At 43.4% G+C, this 26101-nt stretch carries 25 protein-coding genes and 1 pseudogene; 11 read left to right on the top strand and 15 right to left on the bottom strand.

The features are described 5' to 3' along the window. Nucleotides 1-75: 75 nt before the first annotated feature. Together JCM15548_RS07905 and JCM15548_RS07900 are read right to left on the bottom strand one after the other, a co-directional pair. Nucleotides 76-444 (bottom strand): hypothetical protein, encoded by a 369-nt coding sequence (locus JCM15548_RS07905; protein ID WP_062124116.1) that lies wholly within the window; start codon nt 442-444, stop codon nt 76-78. Continuing rightward, nucleotides 417-2864 (bottom strand): glycoside hydrolase family 2 protein, encoded by a 2448-nt coding sequence (locus JCM15548_RS07900; RefSeq protein WP_062124114.1) that lies wholly within the window; start codon nt 2862-2864, stop codon nt 417-419. Before JCM15548_RS07900 ends, JCM15548_RS07905 begins: the two co-directional genes overlap by 28 nt. A 557-nt stretch (nt 2865-3421) precedes the next feature. On the opposite strand from JCM15548_RS07900, the gene JCM15548_RS07895 reads away from it, so the two are divergent. The 8 genes from JCM15548_RS07895 (at nt 3422) to JCM15548_RS07860 (ending at nt 11956) form a co-directional block, all read left to right on the top strand. Beyond that, a complete protein-coding gene (locus JCM15548_RS07895; RefSeq protein ID WP_062124112.1) occupies nt 3422-3619 on the top strand; it encodes a hypothetical protein in 198 nt (65 codons plus the stop codon). Further along, a complete protein-coding gene (locus JCM15548_RS07890; RefSeq protein ID WP_162198195.1) occupies nt 3577-3837 on the top strand; it encodes a tetratricopeptide repeat protein in 261 nt (86 codons plus the stop codon). Before JCM15548_RS07895 ends, JCM15548_RS07890 begins: the two co-directional genes overlap by 43 nt. A gap of 204 nt (nt 3838-4041) precedes the next feature. Further along, nucleotides 4042-5148 (top strand): formylglycine-generating enzyme family protein, encoded by a 1107-nt coding sequence (locus JCM15548_RS07885; protein WP_062124108.1) that lies wholly within the window; start codon nt 4042-4044, stop codon nt 5146-5148. A gap of 209 nt (nt 5149-5357) precedes the next feature. Further along, nucleotides 5358-5810, top strand: coding sequence for a hypothetical protein (locus JCM15548_RS07880; protein ID WP_062124106.1), 453 nt, complete (start codon nt 5358-5360; stop codon nt 5808-5810). A gap of 69 nt (nt 5811-5879) precedes the next feature. Next, a complete protein-coding gene (locus tag JCM15548_RS07875) occupies nt 5880-6119 on the top strand; it encodes a hypothetical protein (protein ID WP_062124103.1) in 240 nt (79 codons plus the stop codon). A gap of 51 nt (nt 6120-6170) precedes the next feature. Continuing rightward, complete coding sequence (locus JCM15548_RS07870) at nt 6171-7697, top strand: efflux RND transporter periplasmic adaptor subunit (RefSeq protein ID WP_062124101.1); 1527 nt, start codon at nt 6171-6173, stop codon at nt 7695-7697. A 10-nt stretch (nt 7698-7707) separates the two neighbouring features. Continuing rightward, nucleotides 7708-10803 carry an efflux RND transporter permease subunit gene (locus JCM15548_RS07865; protein ID WP_062124099.1) on the top strand — a complete coding sequence of 1032 codons (3096 nt, stop codon included), beginning with the start codon at nt 7708-7710 and terminating at the stop codon, nt 10801-10803. Further along, complete coding sequence (locus tag JCM15548_RS07860) at nt 10787-11956, top strand: TolC family protein (RefSeq protein ID WP_062124098.1); 1170 nt, start codon at nt 10787-10789, stop codon at nt 11954-11956. Before JCM15548_RS07865 ends, JCM15548_RS07860 begins: the two co-directional genes overlap by 17 nt. A gap of 56 nt (nt 11957-12012) precedes the next feature. Here JCM15548_RS07860 and JCM15548_RS26225 read toward each other — a convergent pair. From JCM15548_RS26225 to JCM15548_RS07815, 8 genes and pseudogenes are all read right to left on the bottom strand, one after another. After that, nucleotides 12013-12422: pseudogene (locus tag JCM15548_RS26225) on the bottom strand (C-GCAxxG-C-C family protein). A gap of 98 nt (nt 12423-12520) precedes the next feature. Continuing rightward, on the bottom strand, nt 12521-13030 hold the full coding sequence (locus JCM15548_RS07845) for a hypothetical protein (RefSeq protein ID WP_062124092.1): 510 nt from the start codon (nt 13028-13030) through the stop codon (nt 12521-12523). A 98-nt stretch (nt 13031-13128) separates the two neighbouring features. Further along, a complete protein-coding gene (locus tag JCM15548_RS07840; RefSeq protein WP_062124090.1) occupies nt 13129-13563 on the bottom strand; it encodes a DUF1801 domain-containing protein in 435 nt (144 codons plus the stop codon). Between the two features lie 58 nt (nt 13564-13621). Next, on the bottom strand, nt 13622-14275 hold the full coding sequence (locus JCM15548_RS07835; protein WP_157482519.1) for a hypothetical protein: 654 nt from the start codon (nt 14273-14275) through the stop codon (nt 13622-13624). A gap of 55 nt (nt 14276-14330) precedes the next feature. Beyond that, nucleotides 14331-15587 (bottom strand): tetratricopeptide repeat protein, encoded by a 1257-nt coding sequence (locus tag JCM15548_RS07830; protein WP_062124087.1) that lies wholly within the window; start codon nt 15585-15587, stop codon nt 14331-14333. Nucleotide 15588: 1 nt separating this feature from the next. Then, the gene (locus JCM15548_RS07825) at nt 15589-16902 is read right to left on the bottom strand and encodes an AAA family ATPase (RefSeq protein ID WP_062124084.1); all 1314 of its coding nucleotides are present in this window, start codon (nt 16900-16902) and stop codon (nt 15589-15591) included. Between the two features lie 184 nt (nt 16903-17086). Beyond that, complete coding sequence (locus JCM15548_RS07820) at nt 17087-17758, bottom strand: hypothetical protein (RefSeq protein ID WP_157482517.1); 672 nt, start codon at nt 17756-17758, stop codon at nt 17087-17089. A 169-nt stretch (nt 17759-17927) separates the two neighbouring features. Next, on the bottom strand, nt 17928-18929 hold the full coding sequence (locus JCM15548_RS07815) for an alpha/beta fold hydrolase (RefSeq protein WP_062124080.1): 1002 nt from the start codon (nt 18927-18929) through the stop codon (nt 17928-17930). Nucleotides 18930-19142: 213 nt separating this feature from the next. On the opposite strand from JCM15548_RS07815, the gene JCM15548_RS07810 reads away from it, so the two are divergent. Further along, a complete protein-coding gene (locus JCM15548_RS07810) occupies nt 19143-20315 on the top strand; it encodes a sialidase family protein (RefSeq protein ID WP_083985032.1) in 1173 nt (390 codons plus the stop codon). A 19-nt stretch (nt 20316-20334) separates the two neighbouring features. Here the strand turns inward: JCM15548_RS07810 and JCM15548_RS07805 are convergent, their stop codons facing one another. Together JCM15548_RS07805 and JCM15548_RS07800 are read right to left on the bottom strand one after the other, a co-directional pair. Next, entirely contained in the window at nt 20335-20841 is a 507-nt protein-coding gene (locus tag JCM15548_RS07805) for a DUF4349 domain-containing protein (RefSeq protein ID WP_083985031.1), read from the bottom strand. Then, nucleotides 20823-21176: a hypothetical protein gene (locus JCM15548_RS07800; RefSeq protein WP_062124076.1), complete on the bottom strand. Its 354-nt coding sequence runs from the start codon at nt 21174-21176 to the stop codon at nt 20823-20825. The genes JCM15548_RS07805 and JCM15548_RS07800 overlap by 19 nt, the downstream gene beginning before the upstream one ends. 304 nt (nt 21177-21480) lie before the next feature. On the opposite strand from JCM15548_RS07800, the gene JCM15548_RS07795 reads away from it, so the two are divergent. Further along, nucleotides 21481-21696 carry a YgaP family membrane protein gene (locus tag JCM15548_RS07795; protein WP_062124075.1) on the top strand — a complete coding sequence of 72 codons (216 nt, stop codon included), beginning with the start codon at nt 21481-21483 and terminating at the stop codon, nt 21694-21696. Between the two features lie 44 nt (nt 21697-21740). Here the strand turns inward: JCM15548_RS07795 and JCM15548_RS07790 are convergent, their stop codons facing one another. From JCM15548_RS07790 to JCM15548_RS07780, 3 genes are all read right to left on the bottom strand, one after another. Continuing rightward, on the bottom strand, nt 21741-23024 hold the full coding sequence (locus tag JCM15548_RS07790; protein WP_062124150.1) for a nucleoside hydrolase-like domain-containing protein: 1284 nt from the start codon (nt 23022-23024) through the stop codon (nt 21741-21743). 292 nt (nt 23025-23316) lie between these two features. Then, the gene (locus JCM15548_RS07785; protein ID WP_062124073.1) at nt 23317-23568 is read right to left on the bottom strand and encodes a hypothetical protein; all 252 of its coding nucleotides are present in this window, start codon (nt 23566-23568) and stop codon (nt 23317-23319) included. 272 nt (nt 23569-23840) lie between these two features. Then, nucleotides 23841-24125 carry a metallophosphoesterase family protein gene (locus JCM15548_RS07780; RefSeq protein ID WP_062124071.1) on the bottom strand — a complete coding sequence of 95 codons (285 nt, stop codon included), beginning with the start codon at nt 24123-24125 and terminating at the stop codon, nt 23841-23843. Nucleotides 24126-24840: 715 nt separating this feature from the next. Between JCM15548_RS07780 and JCM15548_RS07770 the strand changes: the two genes are divergently transcribed. Next, on the top strand, nt 24841-26094 hold the full coding sequence (locus JCM15548_RS07770) for a methyl-accepting chemotaxis protein (protein WP_062124067.1): 1254 nt from the start codon (nt 24841-24843) through the stop codon (nt 26092-26094). Nucleotides 26095-26101 lie beyond the last annotated feature (7 nt).

Genomic DNA, 26101 nt, shown 5'->3' with positions numbered 1-26101 from the left:
AGGCAATATTTAAATCAGATAAAACTTTGCTCATTTTGTTTGAATTTGTTTTATAAATACTGAAAAACAAAATGGCTACCGGAAATCAAACCACAATTTGATGGGATATCCCTCATCGCCCGGATGACCTCTGTATAAACCTTTATGACTTTTGGGGCCCAGTTCACTCGCATCTTTAAACTTGGTGCCAATGGCCGGAATTTCATATAAAAACGACAAGTCAGCATCAGGGAATGCCGGTGATGTTCCGGGCCTGGCGTCTTGCGGTGTTCCCGGAGTAAACAGTTGGAAATACAGGTTGGGTGTTTCAGAAATTACCGTAAAATCCGATTCCGTTGTTTCCAGTTTAGCCCAATACAATTTTCCGTGATACCCTTTAAATTCGGGGTAAACTAAGTTGTTAAAACTTTCGCCTGTCAGGGTGTTGTTATAGCCTTTTGCCAAACACCAAGATTATGCCCTTTTGTACGGTTTTTCCAAACACGGTAGGGGCCCTGTCCCATCCAGGTGATTCCTTCTACTTTTTCCTCGGGGTAATTGAATGAAATGCCTATATAATCAATGTTTCGTATTCCGCCATATTTACCAATCATATATGAAATGTGTTGAACTTCGAGTTCGAGCAGTCCGTTTTCATGTAATTTCCATACGGCTTGTCCGGGATATTTCGAATAATTAATTACAAATTGAAAATGACCATCTAAACTGTTTTCCCAATTTGTTTCAACCACTTCGGTTTCAACACCAACCGGAACTGGTCCCCCGTTTAACGAAACCAAACCATTGGCATTTTTCACCGATTGAATGGTGCCGTCTTTTTTATTGAAAACCACTTCAATTCCGTTTGCGGTAGCCCTAACGTTTGTATCGGTTTCCTCTACTGAAACCTGGCCCGTGTTGTCACCGATGATACTTCTTTGGGCAATTTCCTTTGGCTGGACAACCGGCCAGCTCCAGGTATAGAGTTCACTTCCTTCATGATTTAAAGCTGTGAATTCAAAAATATCCGCTTCCTGCAAGGCATCGCCATAATCTACAGTCACTCTGACTGTTTCACCAGGTTCAGCATCGGCATTGGTCACAACGCCTGAGCCGGTAAGCCGTTTTTTGGTAGTCCCCACTTCGGTTTTATAGGCTCTCCAGCTAAATGCGCAATCATTTAAATGGGTATATATGAATTTATTTTTCAAAAACAGTCTGCCATTCCATTGTTTATTGATGGTCACCGGTTCAACCTGTACCGGCGACCAAATTTCTTTAATCGTGTAAAAACTGCCTTCTTTCTCACGATGCGGCCCCAATATTCCATCAGGTGCATGATTTCCATCTGAATCATAAACAGTTCCTTCCTTGTCGGTACGCAAAACGGCTTCGTCACACAATACCCACAAAAATCCACCTGCTAAAAGTGGGGAAGCTTCGTAGCTTCTCCAAAATGCTTCTAGTCCCGCACCATGTCCACCATCGTACAAACCATGCAGCAATTCAGTCGGCATAAAAGGATCGTTACCAAAAACATTTCGGCCAATGCCTTGATTGAACTCAGGGTAATGAAAAGTATCTGCACCATTTTTCAGCAGCCATGGATAGAGTACGGGCCGTTTTTGAATATCGTATTGATGAAAGCCTTTTTCATTGGCAAAATTCCAGCCACCTTCATTTCCGTGATTCCAGATGACGACACTTGGGTGGTTTTCATCTTTTAAAACAGTTTCTTTTACAAGCTTTGGTCCAACAATGGTATCGTAGCCATCCTGCCAGCCCGTAACTTCGTTTAAAACAAAGAGACCAAGGGAGTCACACAATTCCAGAAATCTTTTATCAGGAACATAGTGCGAGCTACGCACGGCATTCATGTTCATCTCCTTCATCAAACGAATATCCTGTAAATGATTTTCTTCGCTTAAAGCCCTGCCTGTTTCCGGCCAGAAAGAGTGGCGGTTAACACCCTTAAAGACGACTTTTTCACCGTTGATATAAAAACCATCGTGCTCACGTAACTCAACTGTACGAAATCCGATTCGTTCAGTGAGTTCATGAATCACTTGGCCATTCCTGTTTAGGCTGATTTTTATATCGTATAAGGCAGGCCACTCCGGATTCCACGATTTTATTCCGTCGAACTGACCTTCCACCCAGGTTTCGGTTTCGCCTTTCGAAACGCTTTTGCTCACACTGATCCCAATGTTATTTCCTTTCAAATCAAATAAATCAACGGTAACTGAATAATCCGCTTTTGATTGATTTAATTCGATGAATGAGCGAAAAGAACCATCGGCTTTTGCATCAATGGCAATGCGCTTCATGTGCACAGCCGGCATAGCTTCTAAATAAACCGGACGAAAAATTCCGCCAAAAATCCAGAAGTCGGCCAGGCGCTCGGCCCGATTAACCGATTCATTGGAAGAGTGTTTGGCTACATCAACTTCCAGAAGGTTTGTATTTCCGTATTTCAGTAGTTTTGAGATGTCATATTTAAAGCGGTAAAATGCGCCCTGGTGCATTTCTCCGGCCGATTTACCATTTATTTTCACCCGGGTATCGGTCATGGAGCCATCAAAGACAACATTTACTGTTTTTCCTTTCCAGTCTTGTGGAACTTCAAATTCGTATTTGTATAATCCGTGTTCTTTGCCGCGTTCTTCATCGTGCCCATAATTGTAGGTTCCAAAGCCCTGCAATTCCCAGTTGGATGGGACCGGTATTTTGCTCCATTTTCCACTGTTCCTGCCATCGGTGCAATAAAAATCCCACTCGACCGTATTTGCAGCATCCGTACCCGACAGGAATTTAATGTCGGTCTGTTGGGCCAATGAATGGATTCCAATCAGAACCAGAAATGAAACCAGAATTACATTTTTCATCAGTATAAAATTAGTCTAAGTTATTGGTCTGATGGAACTTGCATGATTGAAGTTTATACATGTTCTTTAGTGACAAATCTTGTCATGCTCGTTTCATTGTTATTTATTTTATTTGGTAAATGTAATGCTTCATTTTAGTTTATAAAACTCATTCTGCAACAGAGCACCTTAAATACCAAAACTATAAGAAAATATTTCAGTTGACTGGCCCAGCCAATCTTTCGCTCACAAAAAACAGAATACGTGGTTTTCAGGATGCGCACGAAATTACCCTAAGCGGCCAATTAAACATCCGGAGTTCTTCTATGAAATTGACTAGAAAATAAAAGCTATTGGACAGGTACCGACACCATCCCAATTATTGATTTTTCCTTGGAGGTCCCCCTTGCTTCAGTATAATAGAAGCCAAATTTATGGCATCACTTAGCCTATCGGATCTTTTTGCCAGAACAACTTAACAGCGTTTCAAGAATGTAAAACATTCCATTGAGTTTATTATATTTGCCCTTCATAATTCATCTCAAGGGCCTGCATTCACCCACAAAACGTCAACATCGATGAAAGAGCCGGCCACACATAAAGCAATCACCAGACTCCTTCTGCACCTGCACCCCCAAAGAATAGATACCCGGGCCATCAAATTCAACCGCACCTTTGGTCTGGGCGGTATTGCCGCGCTGCTGATGGTGCTGCTGTTTGTGACAGGGAAGAAATGGCTCCGGAACGCCCGCGCGTCAATCACAACATCGCCATGATGTATGATTTCATGAAAGACAAAGGAAAAGCTGAACAATATTTGAAAAACGAGATAGAAGTGATCGACAACCTGAACAGTCGTTCGGCTCTGTTGCGCTTCTACCTGGATAACAATCAAGGAGAAAAGGCCTTGAGCTATGCCATGGAGATATTGAAAGACTATCCCGATGCCGAGCAGGTGAGGCAAGTGGTGGAGCAATTAAAAGTGGCGAATTAATTTTTTTAGAATTGATAATCCGCACTTGTATTATAAACACTAATTAATGGAACAAAATAATCACTTGATTATTTTGCCGGCTCTGCAAAGAATTGTTCACGCCTAAATGGAGCCGCTGCCTTAAACAATAATTACCAGCGGCTGTTTAAAAAGTATCCATCTCACCAGGATGCGATGCCAAAAAATTTTTAAACGGACCTGGAAATGAAAATAGTTTTAGCGCTAACGGCGCTTCTCGCAATAACTGCAGGCTGTCAGACAAACCCTTCAAAACAACAACAGGATGAAGCAGCCACCAAATCCTGCTGCATGCCGCAGGCCCACGCAAGATTTGACTTGTCGGCCGAAAATGCTCCTCCCGGACAGGAAACAACATCAACAGAAGGTATGGTGGTCATTCCGGGTGGCACCTTCACCATGGGTGCCCGGGAAAAGGAATTTGCCAGAGCGGACGAATTTCCGAATGCTTCTGTTCAGGTAGACAGCTTTTTAATGGATGCACATCCCGTTACCAACCAACAGTTTGCAGCCTTTGTGGAAGCAACAGGTTATGTAACAACAGCTGAGGTGGCGCCGGATTGGGAAGAAATAAAGCAACAATTGCCACCCGGCACGCCCAAGCCTGCGGATTCTTTGCTCATTCCAGCTTCATTGGTGTTCTCTGCGCCTCAAAAAGAAGTCTCATTAAACAACCACCACTCGTGGTGGAAATGGATGGCGGGAGCCAACTGGCGACAACCTCAGGGGCCGGGTTCTTCCATCGAGGGAAAAGAAAACTTCCCCGTGGTTCATGTTTCCTGGTTTGATGCACAGGCGTATGCCCAATGGGCAGGCAAACGCCTGCCCACAGAAGCCGAATGGGAATATGCAGCCAGAGGTGGTCATGATGAATACATTTACCCCTGGGGCAATGAGCCAGTTTCGCCCGAAAGAGCCAACTACTGGCAGGGCGAATTCCCCTACTCCAACAAGGCCAGTGATGGCTATGAATACGGAGCACCTGTCGCGTCGTTTGCGCCCAACGCTTTTGGCTTGTATGACATGGCCGGAAACGTATGGCAGTGGACGGCAGATTGGTACCACGCCCAATATTATGCCTCTCTCAAAAACAACCCGGTCAACAAAAACCCCAAAGGTCCTGAGCAATCCTATGATCCCTTATCGCCCAACATGCCCCAAAAAACAATCAGGGGCGGTTCCTTTTTATGCAACGATTCCTACTGTGCAGGATACCGGGCCTCCGCCCGTATGAAATCTTCTCCGGATTCAGGAATGATGCATCTCGGATTCAGGTGTGTAAAGGATCTGTAAGCCAGCACCAGCCATATAATATTTAGGCCTCTTTGGTCATCCGACAAAATAAGCTAGAAACAAAAAGAGAGAAATTCGATTAACCATAACCTATAACCAAAATGGGAAAAAGATTAAATCACGCAAAAAGAATCACGATTATTTCTTTAATAAAAACGATCTGAATTTCTGTTATTTGAAATCATTCTAAAAACCTTATCTTTGTAAAAGTGAAGTTAAGAATCTATTCCATATTACTCCTGCTGGCCTTTTTGGCCGCTTTAAGTCACGAGATGATTCCCCATCATCATCATGATCTGGATAATTCTGTTCTTTCGCTTCGTTCCACCCATCCTGGTCACCATCATTCTTCCTCTGATTTCGATCACTTACATCATGGCGAAGGAAACCACCACCATGATTCAGAGGATGCAGATGCGAGCAACTTCCCCTTCCATCAGCATCTCTCAGCAGATGGAGACTTTGACTATTTCCGCATCAATTTCAACAAGGATGTTCAAGTGCCCTTTTCAACAGTTGCCGTTCTTTCTAGAAGTAGCAACGTCAGGATTTCTCCTCCTCCGGAAATGGACCTGATCCGCTTTAGCGACAAGCCCTTCCTGATAACCAGCATCTTTAAACCCGGAGCCATCGGCTTACGGGCTCCTCCTTCTATGGCCTGATTTCCAGGAAAACGATCACTCTATTTTTAATTCCATTCACCTTTGGGTGAATACTAAATTCAATCAATTATGAAGCGATTCATGTATTTGTTGATGCTCTCTGCTTACCTGACATTCATGGCTGCTTCCTGTGGTTTAAGAACGGACAACAGCGACGACCACGGACATGACCATGGCACTGAAAACCATGACCATGAGCACGACCATGAACAGGTTGAACAGGAAGAGTTTGTCGTTGGCGACAGCACAAACACTTCAACACCAGCAGAACATCACGACCATGACCACGAAGATGGTCATGTCCATTAAGATCAGGATTCCGGAGCTTCAGGCTCCGGAATCTTACCAAAACTAAAAGCCATGAAAGCACGCTTATTTTTTTCAACCATCGCCGTGACCAGCCTCTTCCTGTCCTGCAACCACCCTACCGGGGGACACGAACATGATGGCAATGGGGGGCTTGAAACAGAAGATCACGAGGCACATGATAACCCAGTGCCGGAAACTCAAAGCTTTACCCTCTTTTCAGACGCATACGAACTTTTTGTAGAATTCCCGGCCTTAACGGTAGGGCAGACAAGCATTTTTGCCGCCCACTTGACGCAACTGGACGACTACCAACCGGTGACCAAAGGCCAGCTAACAGTTAGCATTGTAAAAGATGGCAAAGGTCTTCGGCACCGGGTTGAAAGCCCCGCTTCCCAAGGAATCTTCCGACCCGCTCTGCAACCTAAAGAAGCAGGCAACTACCAGCTAAAATTTGAACTTGAAAGCCCCTCCGGAAAGGCCTCCTTTGAAATACCTGACATACCGGTTTACGGCCATGCGAATGAAGCGTCCCACGCAACAGAGGATGAGCACGATGCCGATGCCATTTCTTTTTTAAAAGAGCAGGCCTGGAAGACGGATTTTGCCACACAGGAAATAAAGCTTCAACCCTTCTATTCGGTTATTCACACCTCGGCAAAAGTTAAGGGACAGGCGTTATCCTCCTTGACCTTGAATGCTCAAACGGAGGGACAGGTGAAGCTGATGGTTGTGCCTGGACAAAAACTCCAGAAAGGCGACCTGGTGGCCGTAGTCGCCAGCACCGGTATCGAAAACAGTCTGGATGCACGACTTACACAAGCCCAAATAGCCTTCAACAAAAGCAAAACCGATTATCTCCGCACCAAACAGTTGGTTGAAAAGCAAGTGATATCAGAAAAAGATTTTCTGGCCATCGAAACACAATACCAGCAGGATTCATTGCGGTATTATCAATTGGCCAATCAAGTCTCCGGGAATGGCCTGAAAATCACCTCCCCCATCGACGGATTCGTTAGTCATATCGCTGTGCGCAACGGACAATTTGTGGATAAAAGTTCTGTCCTCATGGACATCGGCAGCAATCAGGACCTACGCAACGAAGCCTATGTAAATGCGTCTGATTTTCAGAAAGTCAGCGAAATATTCGATGCCACCTTCTCCCTGCCCGATGACAAGGAGGCTTTAACACTTGAAGCTGTCCGGGGACAATTAATCGCCCAAACCCCCTTTGTCAGCGAAAACCACAGCCGCATACCCATAACATTTGCGGTTCAGAACAACGGCCGACTCATGAACGGCATGTACCTGGAAGCCTTTCTGAAAACAGGCAAGAAGGACCAGGCCTTGGTCGTCCCTTTGTCGGCCATCATTGAAGAGCAGGGACAATATTTTGTTTTTGTGCAAACCGGCGGCGAATCCTTTGTCAAGCGGCCCGTTCAATTGGCCAACAACGACGGGATTCAGGTAGAAATCACTTCAGGCCTTGCGGTTGGTGAACGCATCGTCACCCAAGGTGCCTATCAGATAAAACTGGCAGCCATGTCGGGCGATTTACCCATACATGGTCACACCCATTAAATAGGAAACCATGCTGAACCAAATTATTGACTTTTCATTAAAAAACAGGCTTCTGGTGTTGTTTCTGGCCTTGGTCCTTTTATTGGGGGGAGGCTATGTCGCCACCCAAATGGAAGTGGACGTATTTCCGGACCTGACGGCCCCATCGGTGGTTGTTATAACCGAGGCCCATGGCATGGCCACCGAAGAAGTTGAGCGACTGGTCACCTTTCCCATTGAAACAGCCGTCAACGGCGCAGCAGATGTCCGCCGGGTACGCTCCTCCTCAGCCACCGGCATTTCCATTGTATGGGTCGATTTTGAGTGGGATACGGATATTTTCAAGGCCCGCCAGATCGTCAGTGAGAAAATGGCAACGGTAGCAGAACAACTGCCGGAAAATGCCAGCAATCCGGTGCTGGCTCCCCAATCCTCCATCATTGGAGAAATTATGGTCCTGACCGTTTCGTCCGATTCCATCTCGCCGATGGACTTGAGAACCATTGCCGACTGGCAAATACGTAACCGCCTGCTCTCCATAGGTGGTGTGTCTCAGGTAGTAGTAATGGGCGGTGATCACAAGCAATATATCATAGAGGCCGACCCTGAAAAAATGGACCATTTCGGAGTCAGCTTTCAGGAGCTGTTGAAGGCTTGCGAACACCTGAATGAAAATGCCACTGGCAGCTTCCTCAACGATTTTGGCAATGAGTACGTTATTCGTGGCATCATTCGCACCAATCATCTCGGGGACATAGGGCGTTCGGTAATTAAAGTTCATAATGGTCAGCCCATATCCATCAATGATGTAGCCCTTATAAAGACAGGCACCTCACCTAAAATTGGGGCTGGTTATTTGAATAGTCAGCCCGCAGTGGTTATGACGATTCTAAAACAGCCCAACACCAACACGCTTGTTTTAACCGAAAAAATTGACGCGGCCATTGCCAGTTTACAGGAAAATCTGCCTGCCCACGTAAAAATCAGAAGCGACGTTTTCCGACAGGCTGATTTTATAACCCGGGCCGTAGATAACGTCATCCGCGCGCTGCTGGAAGGCGGGTTGTTTGTCGCCATCATCCTCTTCCTCTTCCTGTTGAATTTCAGAACAACCATCATCTCCCTCATTGCCATCCCCTTATCCCTTCTGGTTTCGGTGCTTACCCTTAAATGGCTGGGCTTAACCATCAATACCATGTCGCTGGGTGGTATGGCCATCGCCATCGGTTCCCTTGTGGATGATGCCATCATTGATGTGGACAATGTGCTCAAACGGCTCAAAGAAAATGCCCGCCTACCCAAACAGGAGCAGGAAGCCAAACTCTCGGTCATCTTCAATGCCTCCAAAGAAATCCGGGCCTCCATTCTAAATGCGACCCTGATCATTATCGTGGCTTTTATCCCCCTGTTCTTTCTATCAGGCATGGAAGGTAAAATGTTAAAACCCCTGGGCATCTCCTTTATCGTGTCCCTTTTTGCCTCCCTGATAGTGGCCCTTACACTGACACCGGTGCTTTGCAGCTACATGCTGACCAGCGAAAAACAACTGGCCGGTCACAAAACCGGAAGTCGCTGGGTACGATGGCTCAACAAACAATATGGAAAGGCACTGGAGCGTTCCTTCAAGCTCAAAAAGAGCATGTTGGCCGCAGCTGGCGTGCTCTTTATGGCCGCCATATTTGTCTTTTTCTCTTTGGGACGAAGCTTCTTGCCTGAGTTTAACGAAGGCATGCTCACCCTGAGTACTGTTAGTCTGCCAGGCATCTCCTTAGACGAAAGCAACAAAATGAACCTCCTGTTAGAGAAGGAAATGCTCGAAATGGAGGAGATTAATACGGTTGTCCGGAGAACAGGACGGGCCGAACTGGACGAACACGCCCAGGGCGTGTTCTCATCTGAAATTGATATTCCTTTCACATTAAACGGCCGGTCAAAAGAGGCCTTTTTGGAAGAATTACGCAGTCGTCTGGCAACCATCCGGGGCATCAACATCACCATCGGTCAGCCCTTGTCTCACCGCATCGACCACATGCTTTCGGGCACCCGGGCCAATATCGCCATCAAGGTATTTGGAACCGATCTGCATCAAATGTTTTCCTTGTCCAACCAGATCAAATCCGTCATAACCAATATTGATGGTCTGGTAGATGTCAATGTAGAACAGCAGGTAGAAATTCCGCAATTACAGATAAAGCCCAAACGGGAAATGCTATTGCAATACGGCATACCGGTCAACGAATTGGCCGAATTCATTGATGTAGCCTTTGCCGGAGAAAAAGTATCGGAAGTCTACGAAGGCGACAGGCGTTTCGATTTGATTTTGCGGTACAACGACCGTTACCGTCAATCCATAGAATCCATCAAGAACACCCTGATTGACACCCACGATGGAAAAAAAATAGCCCTGAAAGAAGTAGCAGAGATCCTTTCGGCATCGGGCCCCAACACCATCGGCAGGGAAAATGTGCAGCGCAAAGTGGTGGTCTCCGCCAACGTATCCGGCCGCGATTTACGGGGGGTCGTCACGGATGTTCAGAACGCCATTGAGCAAAACATCCAACTGCCTGAAAATTACTACATTGAGTATGGCGGACAGTTTGAAAGTGAGGAAAAGGCGGCCGGACTGTTGTTTTACACCTCCATGATCGCCATTTTAATCATCTTCCTGCTGCTGTACATGGAATTTCGAAATGTCACCGTTTCGGCAGTCATCCTGCTCAACCTGCCATTGGCCTTAATTGGTGGTGTGTTTAGCATTTGGATCACCTCAGGCATGTTGAGCATACCGGCCATAATAGGCTTCATCACCTTGTTTGGCATTGCCACCCGCAACGGCATTCTGCTGGTATCGCGCTTCAACGCCCTGTTGGAGGAAGGTGAGCCCCTTAGAAAAGCCATTTTACATGGTGCACTTGACCGGCTCAACCCCATTTTAATGACCGCCTTAACAGCTGCCCTGGCACTCATTCCGCTGGCCATAGCGGGTGACCGGCCCGGCAATGAAATTCAAAGTCCCATGGCCGTAGTCATCCTGGGGGGCTTATTTAGCGCCACTTTACTGAATGCTTTTATCGTTCCTGCCGTTTATTACCTGGTTAAAACAAAAAAAGATGAAACGAGCCATTAATATCCTCCTATTGCTATGCTTTTCACTTCCGGGGTTTGGACAGTCGTTCAGCCACCTGATGCAAAGCATTGAACAAAACAACACGCAATTAATCACCCTTCAAAAATGGTTAAATGCAGAAAAGACCAAAGCCAAAACTGGTACCTACCCCGAAAATCCCGAGGTCACCTACAACCACCTTTGGTCCGGACCCGACCTGCCAGGAAACCAAAAGGAACTGGAAATTACCCAATCCTTCAAATGGCCGGGATACTATACCTCTAAATCAGCCATTCAAGAATTAAATTACCAGCAAAAGGAGGCATTGGCCGAGAAAGAAAAAAGAGAAATTCTGCACAATGCCCGGTCGGTTTACTTCCACCTGGTATGGCTCAACAAACAAGAAGCGCTGCTAAAAACAAGAAAAAAAGATGGGGAACAATTGGTGGCCATCATGCAAGAAGGTTTTGAAAGGGGTGAAATATCCAAGCCAGCCTTCGACAAGGCCAGAATCTACAACATCGGGGTCCAAACGGAATGGCAAAAGACGCAATCCGAAATAAAAGTGCAAAGACAATATCTCCGTCAACTCAACGGCGGTCATTCCATCGACCATCTTATATATGAATACCCCCTGGAATGGAAGCTGCCGGATCTGGATTCCCTCCTGATAAACCTGGCTGACAGCCACCCCGATTTAACCATGGCCCAATTAGGCCTCAAGCAATCAGAAAAAGAAGTAAGCCATCAAAAAATGAACAGGCTGCCCACTTTCGCGGCCGGCTACAGATCGGAATCCTTTATGGACCAAAACCTGAAAGGATTTCACGTAGGCATCAGCATTCCCCTGTGGCAAAACACCAACAAGGTCAAACAGGCCCGCTTGCAAATTGACTGGGCAGCAGCGAGATTGACCCAACAAGAAGGTGAGCTGGAAAGGAGGGCCTCCAATTTATTTCATCAAGCCGCCACACTCCAAAACAATTTCCAGCAAATGAAGGCAGTAATGGAAGAAGAACAAGTTTCACAAAGCCATTTAGAATTGCTGAAAGCCGGTCAGATAAGCTTCTCGGAATATCTGACAGATGTCCGTTTTATCCAGGAAACCTGGATGCAATTTCTAGAAACCGAATACACCTATTATGAGTTGCTCAGCCAATTAAATCGCTATTGAGAGGAAGCCATCCATAATTAAACATTGGCCATATTCATTTATGACCATCCATTATTTCAGGTTCCAATTTGTTTATTGATGAATTGAACGGAATCCCGGATGCAGTGCTTGCAAACAGAATCCACCAGCTGGTTATCCTGAAAATATTGTTGCCCCTCTTCTGCTGTCAAATCGCAATTCAACAACTTACGACAATCTGTACTTTTATGTTTTTTGATGAATTCCTTATTAAACGCCTGAATCATCAAGTATGAATGGGCCTTTCGCGTCCCGTTATCCGAATACTTTTGGCTGCAATAAATACCCAAAACCATATAGCTCCGGTAACCGCTCCACAAGTTCCCTGCAAGCGCCCCATACCAGCACCAAATCCGCATGACACACCTAGTGCCAGCTCCTTATCGAAACCCAGAACCTCCGAATAGGCGGACAAAACAGATTGCGAACAATTAAACCCTTTATCCATAAGGCTTACTGCCTTATCCTGCATCACTTTATCATCCATGAATTTTTCCATATTTTCGAAATGACATGACCCGGTAAGTATTCTTTCCGGGAGAAATCTTATTGCGCTATGACCTCCTTAATCAGTTGCACATTCTCATGGTTTTTTCCATTGTCCACAATCGTTGTTATAAAGATCGGCTTACTTTCAATGACCAATTTATCATCCAAATCCCGAATAAAAATCCGCTCGCCCCAGGAGGACCATGACAACTTGGTTTTTCCAACAATTCCCGAATCGCTCAATTTAAATTTCCATTTCCTGGTCGTGTCATGCGTTTTCAGCAACTCATATACTTCCTGAATTGTATGATGCTTTGGCACTGACTCACTTTTAGAAACAACAAAATCCGCTTCGGTCAATTCTCCCCCGACGATTTCAAGTTTCCTCTTTCTGGCACTTCGAACAGAAAACCATGCCATAAATGCAGCAAAAAGGAGGGTTGTAATACTTTTCTGGACGTATTCCACTTTTCCATCCAGAAGGAAATCAAATAAAAATATTAACAGTCCAAAAATCAATGCAAACCTCAAAAACAACTTCAAATAAATCTTTATCATGGTATTCATATTCTTCTGTTTTTAGTTTTATTTAATTCACCCAAAACTAACCTACCCGAAGGATTACAACCATAAATTCGTTCATATGTCAACATCGGAATTCGATTTTACTTATTTTGATTACTATGTTTTGATTGAAGAAAATCAATGGTTGATATCACCAGTTTTCTCAAGGCCTCTTGATTAATGTCAGATAATTTTTTAACATAGATGCAAGCCTTACCCATTTTAAATTTCCCCAAGTCTTTCAGCAAATCCTCCTGGCCGGAACAACCAGAATACACATACAAAGAAATAGCCGATTTTCTGGGAGAAAATCCCACAAGGGGCCAATCTCCTTCCTGGCTGCTTCTTTCAGATTTATAATGGTAACTCCCAAATCCGATGATGGAGGCCCCCCACATCTTAGGCTCATAACCTGTAAAATCCTGCATCAACTTCAACAACTCAAAGCTGTCCTTTCGCTTTTGCTCACTATCAGCTGCGGCATTGATAAACTCGTGAACGTCCGCATCATTTTGCTTTGTTTTCAATTCTGCCATAGCTTTTAATTATCATAAGGTTGCAAGTTCATTAATTCAACAAGTTCAAATCCTTTTATTAATTACTGAATACCATTGCATTAACCACCTGCTCCAGATCATTCCTTTGTTCCTCGTCAACAAATGATATAATGGCACTTAGGCAAAACCCATTCTGAATAGTGGAATAATACTTTTGGTGAATAATAAACCCCATATAGTTTATGGTACAATTCATATGGTAAAACTCTTGATTGTTAATCATCTCCCTTGTAAACGCCTCATCAATATGGTCGTATTGTATTTGCGAGAGTTTGAGAAGCTTTCTTGTCTGGAAGAGATAGTCGCCACCATTTTTAACACCCGGTGCATTTTTTAAATTTTCAGCCACTAACATGAAACTGGGGTTATAATCAACAGGCGCACCCATTTCGTACTTAAAAACGGCCAGCAAGTTGGCTGAATTTACTTCTGAAGCCTCTACCACAGCTTTCAAATTCTCGTCATCGCCAACAGCAATATCCTTTCCCAACTTAGCAATATCCTCAAACTGCTCCTTGCTTTGAACAACCCAATCTTCTGGCAATGAAACCTCTAACCCAAAAAACGAGTTGAGATATTTATTATTTTGCGCATGCCCATAATCAAAATCCTTCGGCTTCCCGCTGGAGGTACAACTGGTAATCATAAGGGTTAAAACAAATAGCCCAATTACGCTTATTTTTGTTTTCATATCAGGTAGAATTAAGATTTAAGTTAAGTTATTGACAGGAGTTTTTCATTCGTGTTTACTGATTATCCTCTTTAATAAGCAAGAAGTTAGCCACCCATTGAAAGCCAACAAAGCCGACCACAAAAACCAGCGTCATAGTATTGAAAATATCACCGGTAGCAAAGGTCAGACCAATGGCCATTAAACCTACCACCGCCATGACAACGGCGTAGATCAGTAAAGCATTTTTATACTTCGAGGGAGAAAACATCGCGCTAAAAGGCACCATCATGGCAAATCCAAAAATCGCAATGGGTAAGAACCTGGCATCAGACAGGGAAAAATAGGCCAGGAGTCCAGCCACAAACAATCCAAAACTGGCAGCCACATAATTTGAACTCAACTTTTCTTTTTTGTCGAGCAGCAACTGTCCGTATTTATTGAAACGCAGAAACAAATTACTGATTGGGGCAATAACCCAGGTTGAAAAGGCAATCAGGGCAAGTCCGATAATTACCGGGGTCAGATAGGGCTGCAGACCCTCGTTATTACGGGCAACCGCATTCAATACTCTAATCACAATATAAAAACCGATAATAACTCCCCATTGGTATCTGGATGTCAGATTACTCATCCAAAAAGCGTATTTCAAAAACAGTCGGTAAACCGGATTAGCGGCTTTCAAGGCTTCCAGCATGCCAGCTTGTGCATATTCAAAAGTGGGGTCTTTTTTTAAAGCTTCCTTAAAATGCTCCAAGGATTTTTTATGATCGCCCTTTTCCAGCAAACCCCAGCCATAATTGGCATGCGTATAAGCATTGTTGGGATCCTCACGCAAGGCCCCTTCAATGGTATCGAATGATTCTTCGCTGCGTTTGAGCTTATTTAAGGCCGTACTTCTGGTATTCAGGGCCAACAGATGCTCCGCTTCAATTTCCAGGGCACGGTTGGCCGTTTCAAGCGCTTCGTTGAAGCGCTTGCGACCCAGCTGAATACTGGCCAACAATGCAAAATAGTCGGCATCATAGGGATCCAGATCAATGGCTTGATGAATAAACTTTTCCGCCTCCCCCAAAGTCCCCTGCTGAATGGCAATACGCGACTTGATATAGAATAAATGCGGCGCATCCGGCGATAGTCCGATAGCACTGTTAATGATCACATGAGCATTGTCCAATTTGCCCTGTTGCAGGTTAACCTCCGCAAGTAACGACAGATATTGGGTATCATTGGGATTTTCAGAGAGCAAGTCGGAAAGGACCTTCTCAGCCTCCAAAAATCTATTCTGTTGAATAAATATTTCAACTTTAACCAGTCGATTGTCTTCTGCCATGTTACTTTTTTATTTTCAAATAAGTCAAAATATCATCATAAAGGCCTGAATCATTGGCGAACAAGGCATAATTCTTCGCGGTGGCAAACCATTCCTGCGTGCTGGGCTTGTGCTTTTTTAAGGCCTTAACCAAATCGCTGGTTTCAAGCGGTTTTGGGATACCATCCACAAAAGCGGATTCCAACTTCTCTTCAATGGCCATATCAATGATGGCATCGATATCCGCCCCCGAATAATTCTCCGCTTTCTTCGCGATGCTCTGAAAATCGATGGTCCCTGTCGGTTTATTGCTCAATTTCAATCTTAAAATAGAGTCCCGTGATTTCACATCCGGAGGTGGGACAAAAACAATTCTGTCAAACCTGCCTGGTCGCCTGAAAGCAGGGTCCAGATTCCAGGGCGTGTTGGTGGCACCCACAATAAGAACCCCCTCGTTGGTGCTATTTATGCCATCCAGTTCCTGCAGGAATTGATTGATCAAGTGCCTGCCACTTGATTGTTTCATATCACTGCGACTGGCTCCCAAGGCATCAATTTCATCGATGAACAATACGCATGGCGTATTGTGTCTGGCCAGCTCAAACAACTCATGCAGATTCTTTTCGCTGTTGCCAATCCACATATCCAACACATCATTCAAACCAATACTTAAAAACTTAGCGTTTACTTGTCCCGCAGTGGCTTTGGCTATAAATGTTTTACCACAACCCGGAGGCCCATACAGCAAAATCCCTCCACCTGTTTTTTTACCGTAAGCTTTGTAAAGCTCCGGATGAAGTAGGGGTTTAATAATTTTCAATTCAATTTCCTTCTTCACCCCTTCCATTCCACCAACATCATTAAAATTGATGTCGGGCTTTTGCAAAAAACGGTTGTCCACCTCTTCTTCCTCACCCTCTTCCGGGGACTCATTACCACCTCTTAGTCGCAACTGGCTGTCCAGTTCCTCATCAAAATGATCGGGGTCCATGGCCAATGCCTTTTGGTAGGCTTCAATGGCTCTATCCACTGAATTTTCTTTCAAAAGGCCTTTCGCATACAAGGTGAATACCTCTACATCCCTTGTACCGTTATCGATCACCTCCTCTAAAATCACATTACAGGCGGAATAGCTGCCCTTACTAAAAAACACCTGCGCCAGGCCGATCTTCGCTTTGGTATGATCACCCAATTTAAGAAGCGTCGAATACTCCGCTTCAGCTTCCTCAAATCTACTCAATGCCAATAAAGTATCCGCCAGCAATAGTCGCAACGGACCATTCTCAGGCGAGTGCTTCAGTGCCTCTCGTAAACTATCAATCGTATTATCACTCATTCTCACTATTTAATAATCGGTTACCCAAAAAAACACACAAAGCATTTATTTGGGAAACAATCACGGTATATATTTGATTTAAAACTAAATCCGGAAGTTCAGGAAAATCCTGTTAATAGGAAAGTACAAGTATTCATATTTGGTTGAATTAAGATTACCAACCAAAGATATAATTTATTTTGATTCACAATTTATGCTGTGCAACATTTCGCTTTTTCCAACTCTCATATCCCTGAAGGATTTCTACAATATCCTTAAATCTTAAATCAGATGGCAGCTGCTCAACGAAATCCTGGTCAATTTGATACAAGCTCAATAATTCAGATACAGTTCTATAATTTGCTGTTCTAATTACCCTTTTCAATCCCTGTCTATCGTCAAACAAATAATAATCATAATGGTCAATAACCCTGTCGCTAAGCGCATTCTCAGCAACAAAATTATCCATCCTTACCATATCCTTATAAACAGAAACTTCTCCCTTAAACAACAAAACTAAAAACCGGGACCTTGTCCTTTCAGACTCGATGATACTATTGGTCGCGATCGAAAATGCCTTAAACCTGTAATCTATTGACTTATATTCAAAGCCAAAGCCTGCAATCTCATGTGGTTTAAAGGATTCAAACCGACCGGTACCGGTTTCTCTAAATCTCAAAACCGAATGAAATTGCTCCAGATTAATCCCGGACAGGCTGAGTCCACCTGTGTAGCTATCAAATATTGGAATCTTTATTTCTCCTGTTATGGTATCTGAATCATTTGTAACAATAAAACCTGGCGCCCGGACAGCCAGCAACAGATGGGAATTTAATACCGATAAAACAACAATAACAAATAACCTCATTCTATTCATCCATTTCTTTTTCAGGTATTGAGTGTTCCAAGTTATAAAAATCTGTCACATCTGTTTATTTTTCTGACTGCCATTTTTTAATCAGGGCTTTCATTTCGGCAATTTCCTTTTCCTGAGCCTTTATTATTTCATCAGCCATTTACCAGACAAGACCAATCACATTCACCTCCTATTCCTTCAGGAACAAAAGTAACGAACGAATAAATTTATCAAAAACTTCAATATGGGGCAAGTGTCCCACATCCGCCAGTTCCACCAACTGTGAATTTGGGATTTTCTTTTGCGTTAGTCGGCCCAACTCATTATAGAGGCCCATCGTTTTGCGTACCTCATCAGAAACCAAAGACTTTCCCAGAGCTGTTCGGTCTCTTGTGCCAATGATTAAAAGCGTGGGCATTGTTATGTTTAGGAACTCATAAACAACGGGCTGTGTGAAAATCATGTCGTAGGTGAGCGCAGCATTCCAGGCAATGGTTTCATAGTCTGAATTGAGTGTCCATCCAGCCAGCAGGTTGACCCATTGGTCATATTCAGGTTGCCATTGATTGTCGTAATAGCTGACCAGTTGATATTCTTTAATGCCTTCATAAGTCTTTTTAAGCTCATTCTTGTACCACCATTCAACTGGTTTATAGGGCACTTTTAGCTTCCAGTCCTCCAATCCAATGGGATTTTCCAAAATCAGCTTTTCAGTGGTGGCAGGATACATTAAGGCAAAGCGGGTGGCCAACATCCCACCCATGGAATGTCCCAATATGGCAGCTTTATCAATCTCTAAAGTGTCGAGTAGCGTCTTGGTATTTTGAGCCAATTGTTGAAAGGTATAATGAAAATGCTCAGGCTTGGACGATTTCCCGAATCCAATCTGGTCAGGCACAATAACACGAAATCCCTCCTGAATTAAAGCCTCAATGGTCGTTTTCCAATAAGCACCATTGAAATTTTTTCCGTGCATTAAAACGATGTTTCTTCCATTATAATTGTCCGGCTTAACATCCATGTAAGCCATTTTTAAATCCTGTCTTTGCACCTGCAAAGACAAGGTCGAAACCTCATATGGATATGGATAATTGGCCAATTCAATATCCAGCCATTTCAAACCATCATTTTGGGCCATCGTTAATTGACCTGCCAACAAAACCGTTAGGACAACTAATAAATTCCTTTTCATCTTTACTGAATTTAAATGTGATGAAACCTCAAGAGTCTAGTCAGTTAAACAGACTAAAATGGACATTGTTTTACAGAACACCTTTCATCTGGCCACCATATAGAAGGCTGAGAGCACAAAAAATCTAGCGATATATATAGATTTTTTCTATTTTTAAGTTGGTTATGCCCATTCCTTTCTAAAAAAACAAAAAATATAAACCAGAACAAAACCATGGTAGCTTCTCATCTATTCACCACTATAATTCTTTTCGCTTCCCTGTGCTTACCCAACAAACTAACAGCACAAGGCGAACCTCCTTTTTCCGTCCTGCCCTTGTATGACCTGCAAGAGCCAAATACTTTAGGACTGGAATACGCCGAAGGCCTTGAAACCTTTACCATTTTCAGTCCGGGGGAGCATGACAACAAGTACAACCATGGGGTGGTATTATTTCCCTTCAAGGGAAAGTTATATGCTCAATGGCAAAGTTCCTCTGTAGATGAAGACGGGGAAGACACTCAAATTTACTACAGCATCAGTGAGGATGGGGAAAAATGGGCTCAACCTATTGCCTTGACCGAACCTTGGGATAAGGGAATCAGAACCAGTGGCGGATGGTGGAGTAATGGCTCAACGCTAGTGGCCTTTATTGGCGTCTGGCCCAACTTTCACGACGGATCAAAGCAAGGACATACTGAATATATGACCTCCATTGATGGGCTTACCTGGCAAGCACCGCGCCATGTCAGCCATGATAATGGCGAACCGGTAATGGGAATCATAGAACAAGATCTTCGTTCATTGCCGGATGGACGGATCATAACCGCCTTTCATATGCAACCCGGCTTGAAAGTCAAACCCTATTATACAGATGACCCTTTGGGTATCACCAATTGGAAGGCTGGCGAAATGCCCCTTCTCCCATCCAACAACCCCCAAATGAGTCGCGAAATTGAGCCCAGCTGGTTTTACAGAAAGGATTCTGCCATCGTAATGGTTTTTCGCGATCAGCATAGCACCTATAAAAAACTAGCCTCTATCAGTCACGACAGGGGCAAAACATGGACCACCCCTGTCATTATCGACACCCCCGACTCCAGAGCCAAGCAAAGTGCTGGAAATTTACCAGATGGCACCGCCTTTTTGGTAGACAACCCCACTGGCAGCAAACAACGTTATCCGCTGGTCATTACCTTAAGCGAAGGCGGATTTCTTTTCAACAAAGCCTTTTTAATACGAAGTGGCAACAACCTGCAAGCCCTGAGATACGAGGGGAAATATAAAAGAGTAGGATACAGTTACCCCAAAAGTATCATTTGGGGAGAATTTCTTTATGTCTCTTATGCCACCAACAAGGAAGATGTTGAAATCACCCGTATTCCATTACAAATTCGAGAGAAATAACAAAGAGCAAGCTTAGTCGTCACTTTTTACGTTTAGCCCTTTTAATCTTTCTCCAGAGATAAACGATCCCGGCAACAATTATCCAAAATGGCCAAATCCTAATCATGAAGAGCAAGAAATCAACAAATCCATACCATCCTTTTGATAAGGACTGTTTCAATCTTTCTGAAAACCGGTCCCGGTTATCAGGATTGTATTTAAATTCCTCAATCTTAGAGATGGTCAAGTTAAGCGTGCTGTAATCCACCAAGTCACTCAAATACTTAAGTCGGCCGGTTGTACTCTCAATTTCTTCTTCCAAAACGCGAATTTTTTCTTCAATTTCCAGTATCTCCTGGACATTTTTAGCCTGTTTCAACAAATCATTATATCGCTCCAGATAATTCCTTTTATTATCCAGTCTTATTTCCAAATCGATAAATTGATCTGTTACGTCACGTGCGGCAATCTCTTTGTAAAGAATTTGGCCATCCCCATTTTCAATATCAGAAATTAAATGCTCAAAATTTATGGAAGGAACTCTAATTTGAAGATTATAAGAGGATTCATAGTCCGTATTATGAAAACGCTCATTGGCATAATAGCACCATGATCTTTAATCATGGTATCAATTTGCCCTTTTGCCTTTTCAAGTTCCGAAACCCTCAGCCCCAGACGCCCATCCTTAATGATTTTCTTCTTTATCACCTCTGGATTTTCGATTGGTTCCACCGGCGGACGAGGCTCTTCACCAGATTGTCGTGATACTGGAACCATCTCTTCATCCATTTCAGCCACAGCATAAGAAGCTTGGTCTGAATTTTTCTGATGGCAAGAAGCCATCAGAAAAATCAAAATTATTATGGATAGCCACTTTCCCATTGTAAAGAATTTATATTGTTTGGATTAAAAACAGTTCCTCGAAATGAGCAAATTACATGCCCTTCCTTTTCATTGTTATAAAATTTGCTTTATTATCAACTATTATCTACATTAAACAAGCCGATGAGAAGCCGATGAAAAGCCGATGAGCAATAGCAAGGAATTTTGCCCAAACGCCATTCAGTGCAGGCCGCTTCAAGCGGAATCAAATTTCGGAAGTATAATAATTTCAGGTCACCCCTGCCGGCCCTGAAAGGTCAAAAATAATTCTCATTGTGTTATTATCCTTAAAAAAACAAACAGTATGAAAAAGAATGTAGGTATGACAGACCGGGCTGTTCGAATTGTAATTGCAGCCATTTTGGTAATTCTCTACTTCAGCGGCGTGGTAACCGGAACTGCAGGAATGACACTTCTCATTGTGGCAGCCATTTTGCTGATTACCGGCCTCTTTCGGATTTGTGGACTATATGCCCTGTTGGGCATAAACACCTGTCCCAACCAAAGAAAGAAAGAATAAGTCCATAAAGGCTTACGCATGAATTATTGGTCGGCTTCACTAACTTAGCGCACATGAATAATCATGCGGCGATAAGCATACAAATTGGGGATACCATTGTCATAAAGTTCCAAAATTATATGAATGGTCTTTCCACCGGCGTCTTCAGGTATCTCCAATTTTGCTCTTGTTGATGAACTATTTTGAATGGCTACAGATCCTTTATAAGTACCGGGCTCCTCATAAATAGACCATGAATGGTTTAATGCATCGCCATCAGGATCTAACGATCCTGATGCATTTAGCTCTATGACAGAACCCGGAACTGCAGACCTGTGCAACACCTTTCGGGTCTTATCTCCATTCAAAACCGCCAAAGGATGATGGTTGGCATCTTCGTACCTATTGGCGATGGTCCAATCCATTCGGGCAGCAAAATCGTTATCATAGCCATTATTCCATCTTTTTATGGCCTCTGCCCCTTCTTCAGTGTTTCCATACATAAAATAAGGGTCAAATTTTGATTCTCCTTCCTCTTCAATTTTATGCACTTCAGACATACTCCGAATACTCTCTTTCCTGGATAAATTAAAACGACCTCCCCAGCTTCCCTGGTCGATTTGTTCCGGGTCATTCAAACCATTTGGATATACATGCATAAAGGCAGGGGTATCGCCTTCCGTGGCCCATTTGGTGTCCGGATAAACAGCTCCCAGTGGGCCATGACTTTGAATGTGTTCAACGAGGTACTCTTTGGATGGTTGCCAACCATAAACACTTGTAGCCCGGATATAAAAAACTTCAGGGAAGTTACTGGCAATCCAGGCACCGGCATCATCCTGCCCTAAAATGTCAAATAATCTAAGCTTGCTTAAGAATTTTGCCAATTCTTCCGGTGAACGTGTCTCCCGCACTTTCCAAATGGCCTGGGCTATATTGTTCATGCCTCCCCAGCCCATGACCCAAACCGGGCGCGGGTCATCCTTATCGACTGAAGCAATGATCAAATCAGAGCCTGGACTGTCTTTGCCAGTCCCCACGTCACTCATGCCATAACCCCTTTGCCCCATCACCGATATGGACTTTAAGTATTCAGGGGTGGGAAAACCCTCAGCATGAACGCTTAGATTTGAATAAACTTCAGCATAGGCCTCTACGATTTTGTCCAACATATCCGTGTTGCTTTGACTCCTCTTCCAACAACCGGTTGCGACAATTAAACCTTCAATATCAAATTCATTGGCACTTACGAGTTGGCGAACCATCGATTGCTCATCATCCGGATCGGCTCCCAAGTCTGTTGTATTAATTATCCTGGGTTTTAAAACACAAGGCACAGATTCAGACATTTCGCACCTCTCTGCCCTAACTGCATTTAAGGACCCAATTATCAAAAAGGCCATCCATAGAATGAATAAAAATTGAGATTTCATTTTCAGCATGCTTAGTTTAAGAAGTAAATATAGCTTTAATTGGATAAAAAGCTTCGTTTTGTGCCAGTACCCTCGGAGTTATTACGCCAAAAATTTCGGTTCAACCAGTACAATTTTACCGAATACAGCCATCATTACAGGTAAGCCGGACCCTTAAAAAAACCGCCTCACCAGAGGCAGCTTTTTTTATCTCCAATTATTTTTTCAATTACAAACCATCCTGAACCATTGCCCAAACAATTTGAGCATGCTTGTCACCATTAGCAGTGGACCACTTGGAGTTATAATTTAGTCCATAGGGCCAGAAATGACTTCCCCCAGTGCTAATAGTAGCACTGGAACCATCAAATTCCTGGATTTTAGCTACCGCATTTGAACCGACAAATATTGAATTTTGAACAAAAGGATAGGCCCAGTTGGAGGATGTTCCTACCCCATAAGTATGAGTAATTTCATGCATAGCAGTGCATTCAGTCTGATAGCGGGAATTGGCACCGAAACGGATATTGCCATTAATATTCCCATCAGCGGTTGAAACACCTCAACAGTACCCTGTTCCAGGGGTACTGTTGGAATAGCGTACTGTTGCCTTTTATATTAAGTTAGAATGGTATACTTTTGGATTGAAATACTGGTACCCTTTTGGGTTAAAATAAAGACCATAATAAACCTGTTTGTGATTGATAAAGCAACTAGCTATATTGAGCAAATACAGGTTTATTATTTTGTTTTTCACAAATCAATGCATTTATTGGCCTCAAACAATTGGTGCTCATTGCGCTGCACGTAGCCCAACTGATTGGTAATAAGTTGGCTTTTGCTAATAAAGAACTCCGGAGTATTGCAATGGTGATGCCCATATACCCAAAAAGCAATTTCGGACAACTCAATTAGGTGGTGCAACTCAACAGCAAAAGCTTCATTAAGTACATCACCTTTATATTGTTCTGGGTAGTTGAGAAAGGTTGGACAATGGTGGGTGAAAACAGCCAATTTCTCAGTCTTGACAATTTTCAACTCATTTTGAATTAAATCCAGGCACTCTTCATGCAGTTGAGTGTATTGCTCTGCTGAAAAGCGAAAACCTCCATTTTTGATAAGATGAAAATCATTTGGATTTCTTTCTATCAGCCATTCATGACCGATATTAATTTAACTCCAAAGAGTTGAGAAAATCAGTTTAGCGTTGCCATGTAACACTGAAGTATTATTTACCAGAAACACATTGCTGCGGATTTGCTCATGAAGCACACCACTTTTTTCGGCCAAATCAAAGTGTTAATACTCGTGATTACCCGGAAGCCAGTAGGTGGTTGCAAAATATCACTTTTACCCCACCACCAAAGTTCAAACCTACGTCAGCAATTATAAGATTTTCGTCAAAAAACAAGACCATTCACTGAACAATTTCGGGAGAGCATTAATGGCTGAGGTCGTTCCATTTTCAGGGATGGTTCCCCCAAATCAAAAATTTGATATTCTGAAACATAGAAGTCTCCTTTTGCTTTATGTTTATTATATCATTATGAAACATACCATTGATTAGAAAGCAAACAATTCCTTTTATTGCTCAAAAACAGCCATCTTAATGGATAGGAACGATTCTATCTAAATGACAATTATCATATATTTGCTTATACCATACCACTAAAAACAGTGTTCTGTTGTCCAGCTATCGGGCAAAGAATCATTTATGTCCACATTTTACTAAACCTTTAACAACTCAAGAGTTATGGATTTTTTTGTAAGTAACTTAATTAGCATTACGCTGGCTTGTATCACGGCAGTTCTATTGATCAATCGTTTTTTTAAGAAGTCTGTTTTTGTGAGGGTGGGAGTTATTTGGTTGATCAATTTGCTTGTTATCATGTTTATGACGGGCCTTAAATACAAGTTTTTTGAGGCCAACATCCTTATTAGTCTGGGCATTACTCTAACCAATATTATTATTAGCGTTATCTGCTTTTACTATGCTTCTATATCTGTTGTTCGTCCGATGTCGGATGCCGTCAACAACCTCAACCGATTGGCTGACGGGGATTTAGCCATTATCACAGATAATAAAAATATGCATGATCGGCATGACCTGGGCATACTTCTGCTGTCGATCAACAAGCTCAAAAACAATTTAACCAACATTATAACGGATCTGCATTCAAAATCGGACCAGCTATCCGTCTCGGGTGAGGTGCTTAAAATGGTTTCGAAGCAAATGTCGCAGGGAGCCAATGAGCAGGCTTCAAATGCCGAGGAGGCCAGTAGCGCTATTCAGCAAATGGTGGCCAACATTCATCAGAACACGGAAAATGCCCGACAAACGCAGCATATTTCCCAACAAGTTCAGAGTGGGATCAAAGAGATGAGTGACGCGGCGGTCAATAATCTGGAGTCCATCAGGACCATCAACCAGAAAATAAAAGTGGTAAATGACATTGCCTTCCAGACCAACATACTGGCGCTTAATGCTTCGGTTGAGGCGGCCAGAGCGGCGGAACATGGCAAAGGCTTTGCCGTAGTGGCGCAGGAAGTCCGTAAATTGGCAGAAATGAGCAAGACAGCTGCAGACGAGATCATAAACCTGACTTCTAAAAGTCTGACTTCTACTGAGCATGCTGCTTCCTTGATGACCAGCCTATTTCCTGAAATTGAAAAAACCGGTCAACTGGTGGAGGAAATTGCAGCGGCCAGCATGGAACAGGGCGTCGGTGCCGACCAGATCAACAACTCTATTCAGCACCTCAACCAGGTAACCCAACAAAATGCAGCTGCCAGCGAGGAAATGGCCTCCAGCGCTGAAGACCTCAACGTTCATGCGGTTCAACTAAAAGAGGTTTTCGCTTTCTTCAAGCTGGGGAATACAGAAAGTAAAACCACTGCCTCAAAAAATGAAAACACTTCCTTTTTTGATAATGGAAAAAAAGAAACGTCCATTGAGGACATCAAGGTCAGTCCAAACATCCATATTGAGGAATACGAAACCTTTTAGAAACAGG

Origin of the sequence: Geofilum rubicundum JCM 15548, from assembly GCF_000974365.1 — a bacterium.
Taxonomy (GTDB): domain Bacteria; phylum Bacteroidota; class Bacteroidia; order Bacteroidales; family Marinilabiliaceae; genus Geofilum; species Geofilum rubicundum.
The sequence above is the reverse complement of the archived record's forward strand: the minus strand, read 5'-3'. Positions and strand labels throughout refer to the sequence as shown.